Origin of the sequence: uncultured Olsenella sp. (genome assembly GCF_959602185.1) — a bacterium.
In the GTDB taxonomy this organism is placed as follows: domain Bacteria; phylum Actinomycetota; class Coriobacteriia; order Coriobacteriales; family Atopobiaceae; genus Olsenella_I; species Olsenella_I phocaeensis.
On sequence record NZ_CAUGRZ010000003.1, the window covers coordinates 13,441 to 29,972 of the forward strand.

Below are 16,532 nucleotides of genomic sequence, written 5' to 3' on the forward strand. Positions count from 1 at the left end.
CATGCTGAGCAGATATCGACAGGCGACAAACACTGTATTTTTGGAAAATCATACATAAACGGAACCAGATATTACCTGCTAGATGCAGGAATTCAGTTACCATGGCACAGATACGATGGAATTTGACAAAGACGCCCTTCTGGAGAAGACAGACCAAACACACGAGAGGAAGGCCCGCCATGAAGAACAGGCTCTTTGCCCTTTTGGGCATGGTGCTGGCATTCTGCATCTGCCTACCCCTAGGCATGCGGACAGCCCTTGCCGAGAGTGACCACCCCATCTATGTGAACGGCTCCACCGGGTCTGACAGCAACCCCGGCACGGAGGATGCGCCGGTGAAGACCTTCGCCAAGGTCAAGGAGCTGCTGCCCGGCTCGGGCTTCGACTTCGCCTACGTGAGCGGGGCGCTCAAGCCCTCTGGCGACGAGACCTGGGACCTCGGCGGCAAGATGCTCCAGCGGGCGTCTGGTTACTACGGCGAGCTCATCCATGTCGGGGGAGGCGCGAAGCTGACGCTCGCCAACATCGTCGTAGATGGCGGCATTGACAACGGCAGCTGGGCAGAGTGCACGGGCGGCTCAGGCGAAGGCGGATCCATCGTTGGCGTGTTCGACGGCGGTGCGCTGACGATCACCGAGGGCGCCACGTTGCAGAACAACTACATCCGCAGCGAGGGGCATTGGTACCCTGAGGCAGGAGGCGGGGTCTTCGCGAAGGATGCGGGCACCACGGTGAACGTCGAAGGCGGCACCATCCGCAACAACTCCGCCGTCCGCGGCGGCGGCATCTACGGCTGCGATAATGCCGTCATCAACATGTCAAGCGGCACCATCACGGGCAACCACGCCGTCGATGGCACAAACAGCAACCCCGATCTTGATCAACGCTATGGCGGTTCCGGCGGCGGCATCTGCGTGTTCGATGGTGCCGACATCAACCTCTCGGGCGGCACCATATCCGGCAACGATGCCTTCGAGCGGGGCGGCGGCATCTCGGTAGGCACATTCTTTGGCCCCCAAAGCCAATCCGTCCTCACCATGACCGGCGGCACGATCGACGGCAACAGCGCCGGGAGCGGTGGCGGCGGCATCTTCGTGCAGTACGGCGACGATTCCGCCTATAGCATCGCGACCATCACCGGCGGCAGCATCACCAACAACGCCATGACGGGCGAAGGCGATGACAACGGCATGTTCGGCGGCGGCGGCATCTACGTCAACGGCATCGGTGACGGATATACCGGCTGGCACGACGCCGAGCTCTACCTCTCGAACGTCGAGGTGGCTAACAACTCGACGAAGGTCTACGGCGGCGGCTATGCTGCCTGCCCCGCCTCCGTCACCGAGATCAACCTGACTAACGGCTCGGTCTTCTACAACAACAAGGCCGACGAGGGCGCCAACGAGCTCTACATCCTCGCCGCGACCTGGCTCGGCACCCACAGCGGCAACCCTCCCTACGAGATCTCGCCCTCCATGCTCGGCGGTGGCGCCTACAGGTGGACCTACGACGACGGCAGCGAGGTTCCCCTCGACGACCTCAAGGGCGTGCTGGATGCCTGGTCCGGTCAGGAGCTCTCGCTCGGTAACGCGCTGACCAAGGACGATCCGGGCGTGCAAAAGGCACTCGGTTTGGCGAAGGTTCACATCACGGGCAACAGCTCCGCCACACGCGGTGGCGGTATCGGCTCCAACGGCACCGTGTTCATCGGCAAGTCCGTCGAGACCACCGAGATCAAGGTCACCAAGACCTGGAACGACGGCTCCGAGCAGAACGCCACCCATCCGGGCTCGGTGCTGGTCAACCTCTATCGCGACGGCCAGTACGTGGGCTTCCAGAAGGTCACCCCCGACTCCGATGGCAACTGGACGGCGACCTTCCAGAACCTCCCCAAGAACGACCCCAGCGGCCACGTGTACGACTACACCGTCGAAGAGCGCAAGGTCGAGGGCTACGTCCCCGAGGTCAGCGGCAGTGCCGCAGAGGGCTTCGTCATCACCAACACCCCCGCCACCTCCGTCCAGGTGAAGAAGAGCTGGGTCGGTCCCGTCGCAGGACCCGTGACGGTAAAGCTCCTGGCAGACGGCCACGACACGGACAGGGAGCTCGCACTCAACGAAGGGAGCGGCTGGAAGGGCAGCTTCGACGACCTGCCCAAGTATGCCGAGGACGGTCACGCGATCGCATACTCCGTGCGGGAGTCCGACGTGCCCGACGGCTACGAGGCCAGCGATCCGGCGGGTGACGCAGCGACCGGCTTCACCATCACGAACACCAACGTCGAGAAGGTCCACGTCCAGGGAAGCAAGACCTGGGACGACGACAACGACCGCGACGGCCTGCGACCCGCGAGCATCACGGTGCGGCTCCTCGCCGGCCAGACGGAGGTCGCAAGCAAGAAGGTCACGGCAGAGCAGGGCTGGAGCTGGGACTTTGGCGAGCTGCCGAAGTACGACGGCAACGGCAGCCCCATCAGCTACCGGATCGTCGAGGACAAGGTCGGGGGCTATGCGAGCACGACGTCCGAAACCGGCTTCGACGTCACCAACACGCACTCCCCCAGCGTCACCTTCGTCAAGGTGGAGAAGGTCTGGGACGACGCGGACAACGCCTCCAGCAAGCGTCCCGCCTCGGTGCGCGTGCAGCTGACGGCCAACGGCAAGGCCACGGGCGACGCGGTTGAGCTCTCCGCCGCCAACGGCTGGAAGCACAGCTGGGACAAGCTGCCCGTCAACGAGGCCGGCAAGAAGGTCACCTACGCGGTCCAGGAGGTCGAGGTCCCCGACGGCTACGCCTCCGAGGTCACGGGGAACGCTGGTGAGGGCTTCACGATCACCAACAAGCTGACCACCACCCCTCCCGACAAGACCCCCAAGAAGCCGAAGCCCGCGACGCCCAAGACCGGGGATGACAGCGCCTCGCCCATCGCTCCCCTGCTCGCGTCGGCATGCGCCCTGAGTGCGGGACTCGCCCTGCGACGCGGCGCGCGTCGCGAGGGCTAACACCAGGCGAGAGCATCCACGACACCGATTGACGGTCCAGGCGGCCAGCGGAGTCAACTCCGTTGGCCGCCTTCTCGTTGGCATGACGGACGGAACGGATACGCCACCCACGTTGCCAGCACACCAATGTTTGGCGCGAACCCCTAGCGTGCGTTCCTGACGAGAGCGGCCAGACGCGCGGCAACGGACGCGACGTCACTCTCACCAAGACTTGAGTAGCTCATCACGAAGGCGTGCCGGTTGGCCTCGGGCGCCTCGCCCCCGGCGTAGAAACCGCTCATCGCCCGCAGGGGCACGCCCGCCTCGCGGCACGCGCGCTCGAGCTCCTGGTCGCTCGTGCCGGAAGGCAGCTCCAACCGTAGGACGAAATGCAACCCCGCGTCCTTTGACCTCACGTCCGCGAGACGCACCCCAAGCTCCCCCTCGAGCGCGAGGAGAAGCTGGTCCCGCAGGTGGCGACAGCGCGTGCGCGTTCGGTTCACGTGCCGCTCGAAGCTGCCGGACTCTATGACGCGCGCCAGGACGAGCTGGTCGACGGTGCCCACGGTGCCCGACGCGAACGAGAGCTCGTCTCGCCAGCGCCGCGCCAGGGCCTCGGGCAGCACGGCGTACGCCACGCGGAAGGCCGGGCCAAGGCTCTTGGTGAAGGTGTTGGTGTATATCACACGACCCGCGACGTCGACGGACTGCAGCGTAGGCGCCGGCAGGCCCGAAAGGCGGAACTCGCAGTCGTAGTCGTCCTCGACCACGTAGCGCCGGGGACGCTCCGCCGCCCAGGCCAGGAGCTCGTAGCGGCGGCCAACCGGCATGACGACACCCGTGGGGAACTGGTGGGACGGCGTGACGTGCGCGACGTCGGCGCCGTTCGACCTGAGGCCGTCCACGACGAGGCCCGCCACGTCCATTCCCACGGGGACGACACGCACGCCGCTGGCCTGGTAGAGGCGGCGCAGCTGGGGATATCCGGGGTCCTCCACCGCAAAGCAGAGGTCCCGGCCCAGGAGCTGCGCCAGCATGGCGTCGAGCAGCTTGGAGCCGGCGCCCACCACGACCTGGTCCGGCGTGGCCGCGAGCCCGCGCGTCTGGGCCAGATGGCGACAGATGGCGGCGCGCAGGCGGGGTGACCCCAGGGGATCGGTCTGCCCGAGCAGGGAGCGCTCGTCCTCCTCGGCAAGCACCTCGCGTGTGATGCGCGCCCAGTTGCGAAGGGAGAAGAGGCCCGCTGAGCCCAGCTCCGCCTCCTCGTCGGGGAGGGTGGGAACGAATCGTTGCGCCCCGGACCCATGGGCTGGCCCCGACGCCATGGCGTGGCTCGGGACGAGGGGCCGCGCAGCTCTCGCCTGCCCGGAGGCGCCCCGTGCCACGAAGTAGCCCCGGCGCTCGGCAGACTCGACGTAGCCTTCGGCCAGGAGCTGGCGATACGCCGCCTCCACCGTGATCACGCTCACGCCCAGGTGCTCCGCCAGGCGACGCTTGGAGGGCAGCCGGTCGCCCGCCATGAGCCGCGCCGACTCTATGTCTACCCGCAGGCACTTGTAGAGGTGCGCGTACAGCGTGTCGCTGCCACGCCGCCCCATGTCGTAGGTAAGCATTTCTGACCCTGTTCTGGACTGGTACTGACCTTGTTGATTAATCATTTATTGGATATAGCGACAATATCAAACTCAATCTAGCCTTTGGTTCGTGACACCAGACGGCCTGCGCAGACGGGCGGGGGCACACGACCAAGGGAGAATGGCATGGCAACGGAGCAGACAGGCAAGGACCAGGCGGCGGCCAACCGCGAGTTCGCTCGGTCACTGGCGGGCGGCGTCATCATGGACGTCACCACGCCCGAGCAGGCGCGCGTCGCGGAGGAGGCGGGCGCGGTCGCGGTCATGGCCCTGGAGCGCATACCGGCAGACATCCGCGCGGCAGGTGGCGTGTCCCGCATGAGCGACCCCAAGATGATCAGGGGAATCCAGGAGGCGGTGGGCATCCCCGTCATGGCGAAGTGCCGCATCGGGCACTTCGCCGAGGCGCAGGTCCTCCAGGCGATCGGCATCGACTTCATCGACGAGAGCGAGGTACTCTCGCCCGCGGACGACCTGAACCACATCGACAAGACCGGCTTCGCGGCGCCCTTCGTCTGCGGCGCGCGCGACCTGGGCGAGGCGCTGCGTCGCATCGCCGAGGGGGCGGCGATGATCCGCACCAAGGGCGAGGCCGGCACGGGTGACGTGGTGCAAGCCGTAAGCCACATGCGCAAGATGAACGCGCAGATCCGGCAGGTCCAGAGCCTGCGTGGCGACGAGCTCTTCGAGTTCGCCAAGGAGCTGCAGGTGCCCCTGGGGCTGCTGAGGCGCGTTCATGACGAGGGCAGGCTACCCGTGGTCAACTTCGCCGCCGGTGGCGTGGCGACCCCGGCGGACGCAGCGCTCATGATGCAGCTGGGCTCTGAGGGCGTCTTCGTCGGGTCGGGCATCTTCAAGAGCGGCAACCCCGCCAAGAGGGCTGCGGCCATCGTCGAGGCCGTGCACCACTACGAGGACGCCGAGCTCGTCGCCCGCGTGAGCGAGGACCTGGGCGAGGCCATGGTTGGCCTCAACGAGGACGAGATAACGCTGCTCATGGCCAAGCGCGGGAGGTAGGGGCCGCAGGCGCGCCCGGACAGGCCGGAACGGAAGGCTCAGCCGCCAGGCCGATGGGCGCGGCCTGCACGACCTACATTTCAGGCGCAACGGGCGCGGCGCGGTCACCCAGTTCGGTGGTCGCACCGCGCCTTGCGCGCCGATACTCGGAGGGGCACCAAGAAACTGTACATTGGATTTCTTTCAGGCGATAAAATCCTGGGCAAACGTCCCTCGCCTCCACAACTCTGAGGAATCATGCGCAGTTTTTCCCACGAAGTCTGATAGGTCGCGCGCGATAAGAATTGGATGTCGGGTATCAGGATAAAGAGCGCAGGCGAGGCCGCCGTCCCAGGAACGACCACCCACCCATTCCGCGCGCCCGATGGCTCCTACCTGGTTGAGGGCAAGCGCGTCAGCGGCTTCACCAACATGGAGGAGAAGCTCAACCGCACGGCGAAGGCCATGCCCTTCTCACCCGAGGACGAAATCGGCAAGCGCGGCGGCAGGTTCACCAAGAGGCCGCCGTTCAGCACGTTCGCCGTCGCTGACGGGCGCCTGATTAGCGGCCAGAACCCCATGTCGGCCGCCAAGACCGCCACGCTGCTCGTCGAGGCCCTGCAGGCGTAGGTGGCAGGGCCCACGGCCGGGGCGGGCAGGGCCCACGGCCGGGGCGGGCAGGGCCCCCGCGTCCTTGCCCGCTACCCTAGCAGTCCCCGGTAGATCTGCTCATCCCGGGCGAGGAACACGTCGAAGACCACCTGGTCGACCGCACCGGGATGCTCGTCGAGCCAGTTGCGGACGGAGCCCACAGCGATGCGCGCCGCTTCCTCCTGAGGGAAGCCGAAGAGCCCCGTGCTGATACAGCAGAAGGCGACGCTACGGTCGCCCGTCTCGCTCGCGGCGTCGAGGCAGCTCGCATAGCAGTCTGCCAGCTGGCGTCGGTGCAGGTTCGTGGGCGCGCCTCCCGCAATGGGCCCCACGGTGTGGACGACGTGGCGCGCCGGCAGGTTGTACGCCGACGTCAGCTTGGCCTGGCCCGTCGGCTCCTCGTGGCGCTGCGCCGCCATGAGCCGCGCACACTCCTCGCGCAGCTGCACCCCCGCGTAGCTGTGGATCGCGTTGTCTATGCAGTGGTGTCCAGGCACCCAGCAGCCCAGGAGCTGGCTGTTGGCCGCGTTGACGATGGCATCCACCTCGAGGGCGGTGATGTCGCCGCGCCAGACGGAGAGGCGCCCGTCGACGTCACTGCGCGGCAGCTCCGTGGCACGCACGATGCCCTTCTCCTGGGCAAGCTCGCGCAGGAGCCGGTCCTGGCGCACATAGAACTCGTCGCTCGTCCGACGCGGCTCACGCAGGTTCATCAGCGCCCTGAGGTAGGGCCAGAGCTGGCCCGGCTCCGTGGCCGAGGCGCGGCTGGCCGAGCCGCGCTCCTCCTCGAGGTGGTCGATGAGCCACCTGAGCTCTGACTCCCTCTTGTTCCCAATGGCACCCATGGCACCTATGCCCCCTCGGCGAGCTTCGCCCTCAGCCCAGAGATCACCTTCGCCGCGTCGTCGCGAATCAGGATCGCGCGATCCGCCAGCACGGCGGGAGCCAGCGACTCCGTGGCGTTGACCTGCGCGTACGTAGCCCGCGGATTCTGCGCGGCAAGCTGCCAAAAGGGATACTTGATGATGCCCGGCGTGTTGTTGCCCACGCCGACCTCGAGGTAGACGACCTTGTCACCCTCGTGGGCATCCAGGAAGGCCCGATAGCGTCCGGCCACCGCATGCCAGCCCGCGTCCTCCACGAAGGTGGAGTCCGCACGCAGGTTCATGCTCATCTCCTCACCGCAGCGCGGGCAACGGGGCACGAGCTCCTCGGGCACGCGCAGGTCAGCCTGGAGCTCGACCATCTGCCGCACGACCTCGTAGTTGTCGTAGGTCTCGTCGTGGCAGGGCACGGAGCACTGCCAGAGGCCGTAGTCGCCCTGGGTATAGAAGAGACGCTCCCGGTCGACGCCCGCACGCTGGAACTGGTGGTCGACGTTCGTGGTGAGCACGAAGTGCTCTCGGCCTCGCAGCAGCGCCACCAGGTCGCGGTAGGGCTCGCCGACCGGACAGTCGTAGCGCGCATACCACACGTGACGGCTCCACCAGGCCCAGCGCGTCGTCGCGTCGGGGAAGGGATAGAAGCCCCCGGAATAGAGGTCCGTGATGCCAAAGCGCTCGTGGAAGTCGCCGAACCTCGCGAGGAAGCGCTCCCCGGAGTAGTCGAACTCCGGCCCGCAGGCGGCCGAGAGCCCCGCCCCGGCACCCACCAGCACGGCGTCGGCCTCCCTGATGCGCCGCGCGAGCTCGCCCACGGCATCCTCCGTGCTGCCCGTGGGCCGCGTGGCCCAGCGGACGTCGACCGCCCTTCCCATCGGCATCGCGACTCCCCTCCCGTTTCTGCAAGCGTTTCCGTCCATTCTTACCCAAGCGAGAGAAGCTCTGGCACACGATGCCCCCGCTTCTTCTCGCCTGAATTTTTCTTCCTTTTTGCTAGAATCTGCTTTCGTACGTAAGAAACATGCCACTGCTACGGCTCCGCGACGACGCGCTGCCACGCAGTCGCCCTCTTGGTGCGAGCCAGACGGAAGGTCCCACATGTCCAAGCGAGACGCGAAGATCCTCGAGCTGCTCACGGTAGAGAAGAAGATCGAGGTCGCGAGCCTGTCCGAGAGGTTCGGCGTCTCCAACGTCACCATGCGCAAGGACCTCGACTCGCTCCAGGCGCGCGGCCTCGTGCTGCGCGAGCACGGATACGCGCTTCTCGCCAACCCCAACGACGTGGGCGGCCGGCTGGCATACCACTACGAGGCGAAGAGGCACATCGCCCGGCGCGCGGCGGAGCTCGTGCCCGACGGGGCGACCGTCATGATCGAGAGCGGCAGCTGCTGTGCCATCCTCGCACGCGAGCTCGCCGTCCAGAAGCAGGGCGTGACCGTGGTCACCAATAGCGTCTTCATAGCCAACTACCTGCGTGACTTCCCGAGCGTCGAGGCAATCCTGCTGGGCGGGATCATGCAGCGCGACTCCCAGGTCACCGTGGGTCCGCTCCTGCGCACCTGTGCCCGCGAGTTTGCGGTCGACCACCTCTTCGTGGGAGCGGACGGCTGGATCGACGGCGTGGGCTTCACCAACGGCGACCAGATGCGCGCCGAGGCGGACCGCACGATGGCAGAGTCGGCCGGACACGTGGTCGTGCTCACGGAGTCCGAGAAGTTCCGCCAGCACGGCGCCATCCCCCTGCGCTTCGGGGACAAGCCGCTGAGCGTCGTGACCGACCCCGGCCTGGGCTATGAGACCCTCCGGAGGCTGGAGCAGATGGGAATCGAGACCCTGATCGCGTGACGAGGCCACGACGTGCCGACGGCGCGGCGCAAGGGCCGGGCGAGAGACCCGTGCCTGCCTTGCGGCGGGCGATACCCCTCCGCGCCCTCCCAGCCAATCCACGCTAGAAGAACGCGCGCACGCCCTCGTCCGCGTAGGCGCGCGCGTACTCCACGAGATCCTCCTCGTGCAGGTTAGTCTTGCCCGCAAGGGCATAGGGCCGCTCGAGAAGCACGTACTTCGACTCCCCGAGGTTGTGGAAGGGAAGAAGCTGCACCTGGTCCAGGCCCAGGCCGCGCAGCAGCCGCGCCATCTGGCGCGCGTCCTCGATGTCGGCGTTGAAGCCCGGCACCACCGGCGTGCGCACCAGCACGTCCCGGCCAGCCCCCACGGCCCAGCTCAGGTTGGCGAGCGGCAGCTCGTTGCCGTCGCCCGTCCTCGCGCGATGCGCCGCCGCGTCCCAGTGCTTCATGTCCACGAGCAGGTGGTCCACCAGCGGTGCCACACGGGCGAAGACCTCCTGGGGCACGTAGGCCTCGGTCTCGAGGCAGCTGTCTATGCCCTCCTCGCGCAGGCGACCCAGGAACTCGACGCAGAAGTCGGGCCAGAGCAGCGCCTCCCCTCCCGAGAGCGTCACCCCGCCGCCGGAGTCCTCGTAGAAGGGCTTGTCCTGCAGGCAGAGTGCCAGCAGCCCCTCGACGTCGCGCGTCCTCCCCACCACGCTGAGCGCATGGCCGGGGCACTCTGCCACCGCACGCGCGGCGGCCTTCGAGCACGCGTCGACGCCATGCAGGTCCACGTGCCGCCTGCCGCCCGTCACGCGCTCGCCCGCCCCAGCGCAGAGATCGACGCAATGCCCGCAGCCCACGCAGGAGGCGCGCACCCACTCCAGCTCTGGCTCGCGCCGCTGGCTCTCTGGGTTGGCGCACCACTGGCAGCGCAGGGGGCAGCCCTTCAGGAAGACGACGGTACGAATGCCCGGGCCGTCGTTCAGGCTGAACTTCTGGACGTTGAAGACGGTCGCCGTCTGCATACTGCCTCCGCGGGGACGTTTTTCTCGCCTTGACTTCTCTTCCGTGTCACCTATCATTATATTTACGTTCGTAAGTATATATTATTTCTTACGTAATTAGGAGAACGGATGGAGAACGCACGGCACTTTGGGTCTCTCACCCCGCGCATGCAGGCGTATCGCGAGGAGGTCCTGGACGAGAAGCCCTTCGTCGACGCCGAGCGCGCCGTCCTCTGCACCGAGTCCTACCGCCAGACCGGCAGCCAACCCCCCGTCCTGAGGCGCGCGCTCTCGTTCGCGCACATCCTGGACAACATGAGCGTCTACATCGAGGACAAGACCCTCCTCGCAGGCAACCAGGCGACCAAGAACTGCAACGCGCCCGTCTTCCCCGAGTACACGCTGGGCTTCGTCCTCGACGAGCTCGACCAGTTCGACAAGCGCGACGGTGACATCTTCTACGTGACCGACGAGGACAAGGCCCGTATCCGCTCCATCGCGCCCTTCTGGGAGAACAACACCCTGCGCGACCGCGGCCTGGCGCTCCTGCCCGACGAGGTCTCGGTCTTCATGGAGACGGGCGTCTTTGGCATGGAGGGCAAGCTCAACGCGGGCGACGCGCACCTGGCCATCAACCACGCACGCCTGCTGCGCGAGGGACTGCGGGGCTACGAGGAGCGGGCTCGCTCCGCCATGGACGCGCTCGACCTCACCGACCCCGAGTCCATCGACAGGCTGGCGTTCTACCGCGCCGTCCTGACGGTCATCCCCGCCGTCCGCCGCTGGGCCCGGCGCTACGCTGGCCTCGCGCGCGAGCTCGCGGCCCGACAGGACGACCCCGCGCGCAGGGCCGAGCTCGAGCGCATGGCCGCCACCTGCGAGCGCGTGCCCTACGAGCCCGCCCGGAGCTTCCGCGAGGCCGTGCAGGCGGTGTGGTTCTCGCAGGTCCTGCTGCAGATCGAGTCAAACGGCCACTCGCTCTCGTACGGCCGCCTCGACCAGTACCTGCTCCCCTACTACCAGGCGGACGTCGAGGGCGGCGCCATCACCCGCGACGAGGCGCTCGAGCTGCTCTGCAACCTCTGGATCAAGTCGCTCACGGTGCAGAAGGTCCGGAGCCAGTCGCACACGCTCTCGTCCGCCGGCAGTCCCATGTACCAGAACGTCACCATCGGCGGACAGACCACGGCCCGCGAGGACGCCGTCAACGAGCTCTCGTACCTGGTGCTGCAGTCAGTGGCGCAGACCCGCCTGACCCAGCCCAACCTCACCGTGCGCTACCACGCGGGCATCGACAAGCGCTTCTTGGACGAGTGCGTCGAGGTCATGAAGCTCGGGTTTGGCATGCCCGCCCTCAACAACGACGAGGTCATCATCCCATCGTTCGTCAAATGGGGCGTCACCGAGGAGGACGCGTACGACTACTCCGCCATCGGCTGCGTCGAGACCGCCGTGCCGGGCAAGTGGGGCTATCGCTGCACCGGCATGAGCTACCTCAACTTCCCCCGGCTGCTCCTCTGTGCCATGAACGGCGGCGTCGACCTCACCAGCGGCCAGCGCTTCACCAGGGACTACGGCCACTTCACCCAGATGGGCAGCTTCAAGGAGCTGATGGGGACGTGGGACAAGACCATCCGCGAGATGACCCGCTACTCCGTCATCGTCGAGAACTTCATCGACAAGGCCTCCGAGCGAGAGGTGCCCGACGTCCTCTGCTCCGCCCTCACCGACGACTGCATCGCCCGCGGCAAGACCATCAAGGAGGGTGGCGCCGTCTACGACTTCATCAGCGGCCTGCAGGTGGGCATCGCCAACATGGCTGACAGCCTCGCCGCCATCAAGAAGCTCGTGTTCGACGAGGGCAAGATCTCCCAGCAGGAGCTCTGGGACGCGCTGCTCGACGACTTCGCCTCGCCGGAGGGCGAGCGCATCCGGCGCATGCTGGCGGAGGACGCACCCAAGTACGGCAACGACGTCGACTACGTGGACCGGCTGGCCGTGGAGGCCTACGAGCCCTATATCGACGAGGTCGCGAAGTATCCCTCGACGCGCCACGGACGCGGGCCCATCGGGGGCATCCGCTACGCGGGCACGAGCTCCATCAGCGCCAACGTGGGACAGGGCATGGGCACCATGGCGACTCCCGACGGCCGCCACGCCCACGAGCCGCTCGCCGAGGGCTGCAGCCCCGCGCACAACTGCGACAGGCAGGGGCCCACGGCCGTGTTCAAGTCCGTCACCAAGCTGCCCACCGAGAAGATCACCGGCGGCGTGCTGCTCAACCAGAAGCTGACCCCCACCATGCTCTCGCGCGACGAGAGCAAGCAGAAGCTCGAGCTCATGCTCCAGACCTACTTCAACCGTCTGCACGGCTACCACGTCCAGTTCAACGTGGTCTCGCGCGAGACGCTGATCGACGCGCAGCTGCACCCCGAGGACCACAAGGACCTCATCGTGCGCGTCGCGGGCTACAGCGCCTTCTTCAACGCGCTCAGCAAGGCCACGCAGGACGACATCATCGGGCGCACCGAGCAGACGCTCTAGAATCAGGAAGCAACAGGGCAGGAAGGACCAGGGGAGAGGAACGACATGGAGTTCTTCATCGACACCGCGGACATCGAGGCAATCAGGGAGCTGTGCTCCTTTCTCCCCATCGATGGCGTGACCACAAACCCCACCATCATCACCAAGTCCGGCAAGGCGCCCGAGCAGGTGTTCGCCGAGCTCGAGGAGGTCCTGGACGAGGACCAGAAGATCATCGCCCAGGTGGTGGCGACCGACTACGAGGGCATCCTGGCGGAGTCGCGCAAGATCGCCTCGCTGCGCGGTGGCAAGAACGTCGTCGTCAAGATTCCCGTATCGCGGGAGGGACTGCGCGCCATCCCCGCCGTCAAGTCTGAGGGGACCTGCGTCCTGGCCACCGGCATCTACAGCCCCGACCAGGCCTTCTGGGCGGCGAAGGCCGAAGCCGACTACCTGGCGCCCTACGTCAACCGCATGTGCAACTACGGTGACGGAGTGGGCCAGGTCATCGAGCTCATCGACACCCTGGCCGCCTATGGCTACGACGCAAAGGTCTGCGCCGCGTCGTTCAAGAACGTCGACCAGGTGCACCAGCTGCTCGCGGCGGGCACGCCCGCGATAACCGTGGCGCCCGACGTGATCCGCGCGATGGTCGACCATCCCGGCACCGCGATCGCCGTGGACGAGTTCACGAGCAACTGGCGGAAGACCTACGGAAGGTCCACGCTCGAGGCGTAGGGTCTGAGGCCGGAGGCAATGGATGCCGCTCGAGAGGTGGAAAGGACAGCATTTCGCGTGAAATGCTGTCCTTTTTCTCGCTCAACTGGGCAAACGCAAAATTTGACAGCATTCTACGCAGAATGCTGTCTTGGAGGGCCTTCGCCAAAGCAAGGTCGACTGCGGCTACCCCAGGCCCAGGCTCACAGTCCGAGCTCGCGCACCCAGGACGCGAGCTCGGCCGCAGAGGCGCCGGCGCTCAACCTGCGACCACCGCGCACCGTAGCGTCGGGCACGAGCTGCTGCATGCGCTCCGGAGCCTTGCCCAGACCACTTCCGCCGCTGGTGGCAAAGGGCACGACGGTCTTCCCGGAAAAGTCGTGAGCCTCCAGGAAGCTGTCTACGATGCGCGGCTCGACGTACCACCATACGGGGAACCCCACGAAGATGACGTCGTAGCCAGAAAGGTCGACGTCGTCGCCCGCAAGCTCGGGACGGCAGGACTCGTCCCGCATCTCGACGCTGCTGCGCGACGCCCTGTCGTTCCAGTTGAGGTCGGCGCTGCTGTAGGGTCGCGCCGGCGCGACCTCGTGCAGGTCGGCCCCCGCGGCGTCTGCCAGCGTCTTTGCCACGCGCGCAGTGGTTCCCGTGGCCGAGAAGTATGCGACCAGAACCTTTGCCATGATCCTCTCCCCCTCCATGGACGCCGGCGGACGCACCATGCGGCCAATCGGCGCCCCGCTCGTTGGGATAATCATGCACCGACGTGGAGCCATCGTTCAATGCCCAGAATCGTCGCGCGTGGAGTCGTCCGGCATCCTTCCCAACTCGGCAAAAATTGAAATTTTGCCGAGTTGCATGTGAGCTAGCTGGGGCCTTGCAAAACGAGTCAGCAAAATTTCGAATTCTGCGGACTTCGCCGGCGCGACGCGGCAACATGCGGACTTCGCCGGCGCGGCACGGCAACCTCACGCGAGAGCCTGCGTACTCGGACGGCACGCGACGGCGGCACGCGGCAGTCCGGCCGCTACTCCTCCACGAGCAGGGGCTCTCCGGCCCTCTCCAGGCGACGAAGCCTGGCAAGGAGCAGCGCCGCAGCCACGACGAAGCCCACGCCGCCCAGGATGCCCGTGGGCGCCGGACCCACGAGGGGATTGCCTGCCGTCCGCGCGAAGGCATAGCTCAGCCCCGCCGTCCCGTCGAGCGAGCCGTGCGCGAGCGTCGCCGGGATGCAACTGCCCGACCTCAGCGTGAGGTAGCTCAGAAACACCCCCACCACGGTGCAGTAGGCACAGCAGGCGACGACCCCCGCGACGGGAAATCCCGCGTAGCCCGCTCCGTACTCGCTGCCCAACACGACCAGAGGGGCGTTCCACGCGCCCCACACCAGGCCGCTCGCCAGAATCGCCCTGGTCACGGAGCCCTCCTCGAGCAGCTTGGGAAGAAGGTAGCCCCTCCAGCCCCACTCCTCCCCAAAGGAGTAGACGAAGTTGGCCATCGGGGCAACGACGATGATGCCCAATGCGAACGGGATTCCCTCGAACACGAGGTCGAGGTTGCCCAGCAGCGGCAGCTCCTCGCGCGCATAGCTCATGCTTGGGTCGAAGGCACCGAGAACGACCAGGTAGTAGAGGCAGGCTCCCACCGCCGCGAGCACGACGGGCCCAAGGTATCCCGCAAGCCAATAGCGCCAGGTCTTGTCGAAGCCCGCCGAGGTGAGGTGGGACGTGCCCTGGAACCCCTCCCCCGTGACGGCCCTCGTCACGATGACGGCGATCGAGGGCGCAAGCATGATCGCCCCCGTGACCAGCTTGGTGGCCATGGGCAGGTAGCTTGCCAGCGCGCTCCTGCTCATGGGGTACACCGCAAGGAACGCATACGCCCACGCGATCCCAAAAGTCACGAGCAGGACGATGAGGATCCGCCTTCTGGTGTCACTCATTCGGGAACCAGTCACCTGCCACTCTCGCCTGGCTGCGACTGCCGTGCCGAGGCCCGCTGGGCTGGCGGCTACCGTGCCGAGGCCCGCTGGGCTGGCGGCTGCCGTGCCGAGGCCTGCTGGGCTGTGGCCTGACGGGCCGCCGGTTCTCCGCCGACGTCACGCACGCTACGGACGCCGTCCTCGATCAGGCCGCCCAGGAGCTCGGCAAGCCGTTCGGGCGAGACGAGCCTTCCCCCTTCCACCCAACGGCGGAACATCACATGCGAGGCACCGCTGGCAAAGGAGTTGACGAGGTCCTTCTCCTCGGGCGGAAACGACGCGAAGGGGTCGAAGCCCTCCCGGTTGCTCCGCAGGGATCGTGCCGACACGGCCTGGAAGAGGTCCGCCCAGCGCGGGTCGCAGATGAGCCGCTCGGCAAAGACGTCACGCGTGTAGAAGTCGACGAAGACCCGCGTGAGCCTCTTGTAGTCGTAGGGCACGGGCAGCTTGGAAACCTCGTCGGCGTATTGCTGGCACACCTCTGCGACCATGTCCTCATACAGCGCCTCGATGCAGCTGTAGTGCAGGTAGAAAGTCTTGCGATGTATGCCCGCGCGCTCCGACACGGATGTGACGGTCACTGCGTCGGGGCTGCCCTCCACCACAATCTGGCGAAACGCCTCCCTGATCGCGTCGCGCGTACGCCGCGAGCGCTGGCTCCTCTCGACCGCCTGATCCATGGCCCACACCCCCTCTCGGCCCATGCGACGTCCGTCATGCCACGCAAGGCACCACCTTGGGCACAAGTGGCCATTGAAGATGGGCACGGCTGTGGCTAGTGTCTGGAACATACAGTATATCCACGTGAGCAGCGCGCCGGCACGTGGCCCGGGCCGGGAATGGCCCCGAGCTGGCTTCCAGGAGGCACGCAGATAGGGGGGACGCGACATGAAGTACCTCGACGGGGAAGAGTTCCAGAAGGCGGACGCCTTTGGCGTGGGAGGGCCCAACGACGCGTACGCGGCGTACTTCGTGGGCAACTCCTACCTCAAGCTGCTGACGGACCCGAGCAAGGTCTCGCTCGCGGTGGCAAACGTGAGCTTCGAGCCGGGCTGCCGCAACAACTGGCACGTCCACCACGCCAGCGAGGGCGGCGGGCAGATCCTCATCTGCACGGCCGGAGAGGGCTGGTACCAGGAGTGGGGCAAGGAGCCCGTGGAGCTGACGGCGGGCAGCGTGGTCTCAATCCCGCCCGAGGTGAAGCACTGGCATGGCGCCAAGAGGGACAGCTGGTTCTCTCACCTTGCCATCGGCGTGCCTGGCAAGGACGCGTCCAACGAGTGGCTCGAGGCCGTGAGCGACGAGGACTACCTGGCGCTGTAGTTGCGCCGG

At 66.7% G+C, this 16,532-nt stretch carries 14 protein-coding genes; 7 read left to right on the forward strand and 7 right to left on the reverse strand.

Features of this window, described 5'->3' with window-relative positions; all coding sequences use genetic code 11:
• The first annotated feature begins 179 nt into the window (after positions 1-179).
• Positions 180-3,002: a Cna B-type domain-containing protein gene (locus tag Q5923_RS02890; RefSeq protein ID WP_303132035.1), complete on the forward strand. Its 2,823-nt coding sequence runs from the start codon at positions 180-182 to the stop codon at positions 3,000-3,002.
• Between the two features lie 143 nt (positions 3,003-3,145).
• Here Q5923_RS02890 and Q5923_RS02895 read toward each other — a convergent pair whose 3' ends face one another.
• Positions 3,146-4,594, reverse strand: coding sequence for a PLP-dependent aminotransferase family protein (locus Q5923_RS02895; protein ID WP_303132037.1), 1,449 nt, complete (start codon positions 4,592-4,594; stop codon positions 3,146-3,148).
• 147 nt (positions 4,595-4,741) lie between these two features.
• Here Q5923_RS02895 and pdxS point away from each other — a divergent pair, with 147 nt between their 5' ends.
• Positions 4,742-5,632, forward strand: coding sequence for a pyridoxal 5'-phosphate synthase lyase subunit PdxS (gene pdxS / locus Q5923_RS02900; protein ID WP_303132039.1), 891 nt, complete (start codon positions 4,742-4,744; stop codon positions 5,630-5,632).
• A gap of 288 nt (positions 5,633-5,920) precedes the next feature.
• Complete coding sequence (locus Q5923_RS02905) at positions 5,921-6,241, forward strand: hypothetical protein (protein WP_072499755.1); 321 nt, start codon at positions 5,921-5,923, stop codon at positions 6,239-6,241.
• 71 nt (positions 6,242-6,312) lie between these two features.
• Here Q5923_RS02905 and Q5923_RS02910 read toward each other — a convergent pair whose 3' ends face one another.
• Together Q5923_RS02910 and Q5923_RS02915 are read right to left on the reverse strand one after the other, a co-directional pair.
• Positions 6,313-7,107 carry a protein-ADP-ribose hydrolase gene (locus Q5923_RS02910; RefSeq protein WP_303132041.1) on the reverse strand — a complete coding sequence of 265 codons (795 nt, stop codon included), beginning with the start codon at positions 7,105-7,107 and terminating at the stop codon, positions 6,313-6,315.
• Positions 7,108-7,112: 5 nt separating this feature from the next.
• On the reverse strand, positions 7,113-8,024 hold the full coding sequence (locus Q5923_RS02915) for a Sir2 silent information regulator family NAD-dependent deacetylase (RefSeq protein WP_303132043.1): 912 nt from the start codon (positions 8,022-8,024) through the stop codon (positions 7,113-7,115).
• Positions 8,025-8,241: 217 nt separating this feature from the next.
• On the opposite strand from Q5923_RS02915, the gene Q5923_RS02920 reads away from it, so the two are divergent.
• The gene (locus Q5923_RS02920; protein ID WP_303132045.1) at positions 8,242-8,988 is read left to right on the forward strand and encodes a DeoR/GlpR family DNA-binding transcription regulator; all 747 of its coding nucleotides are present in this window, start codon (positions 8,242-8,244) and stop codon (positions 8,986-8,988) included.
• 103 nt (positions 8,989-9,091) lie between these two features.
• On the opposite strand, the gene Q5923_RS02925 is transcribed toward Q5923_RS02920, so the two are convergent.
• Positions 9,092-10,000, reverse strand: a complete 909-nt coding sequence (locus Q5923_RS02925) for a glycyl-radical enzyme activating protein (protein ID WP_303132047.1) — start codon at positions 9,998-10,000, stop codon at positions 9,092-9,094.
• A gap of 108 nt (positions 10,001-10,108) precedes the next feature.
• Here Q5923_RS02925 and Q5923_RS02930 point away from each other — a divergent pair, with 108 nt between their 5' ends.
• Both Q5923_RS02930 and Q5923_RS02935 read left to right on the forward strand, forming a co-directional pair.
• A complete protein-coding gene (locus Q5923_RS02930; protein WP_303132049.1) occupies positions 10,109-12,523 on the forward strand; it encodes a glycyl radical protein in 2,415 nt (804 codons plus the stop codon).
• Positions 12,524-12,568: 45 nt separating this feature from the next.
• A complete protein-coding gene (locus tag Q5923_RS02935) occupies positions 12,569-13,240 on the forward strand; it encodes a transaldolase family protein (RefSeq protein ID WP_303132051.1) in 672 nt (223 codons plus the stop codon).
• A 182-nt stretch (positions 13,241-13,422) separates the two neighbouring features.
• Here the strand turns inward: Q5923_RS02935 and Q5923_RS02940 are convergent, their stop codons facing one another.
• The 3 genes from Q5923_RS02940 to Q5923_RS02950 all read right to left on the reverse strand — a co-directional run bounded on the left by Q5923_RS02940 (position 13,423) and on the right by Q5923_RS02950 (position 15,880).
• The gene (locus Q5923_RS02940; protein ID WP_009278489.1) at positions 13,423-13,902 is read right to left on the reverse strand and encodes a flavodoxin; all 480 of its coding nucleotides are present in this window, start codon (positions 13,900-13,902) and stop codon (positions 13,423-13,425) included.
• Between the two features lie 344 nt (positions 13,903-14,246).
• Positions 14,247-15,161 carry a CPBP family intramembrane glutamic endopeptidase gene (locus Q5923_RS02945; protein ID WP_050796604.1) on the reverse strand — a complete coding sequence of 305 codons (915 nt, stop codon included), beginning with the start codon at positions 15,159-15,161 and terminating at the stop codon, positions 14,247-14,249.
• Positions 15,162-15,229: 68 nt separating this feature from the next.
• Positions 15,230-15,880, reverse strand: a complete 651-nt coding sequence (locus Q5923_RS02950; protein ID WP_303132054.1) for a TetR/AcrR family transcriptional regulator — start codon at positions 15,878-15,880, stop codon at positions 15,230-15,232.
• Positions 15,881-16,088: 208 nt separating this feature from the next.
• On the opposite strand from Q5923_RS02950, the gene Q5923_RS02955 reads away from it, so the two are divergent.
• Positions 16,089-16,523: a cupin domain-containing protein gene (locus tag Q5923_RS02955; RefSeq protein WP_009278486.1), complete on the forward strand. Its 435-nt coding sequence runs from the start codon at positions 16,089-16,091 to the stop codon at positions 16,521-16,523.
• The last annotated feature ends 9 nt before the right edge of the window (positions 16,524-16,532 follow it).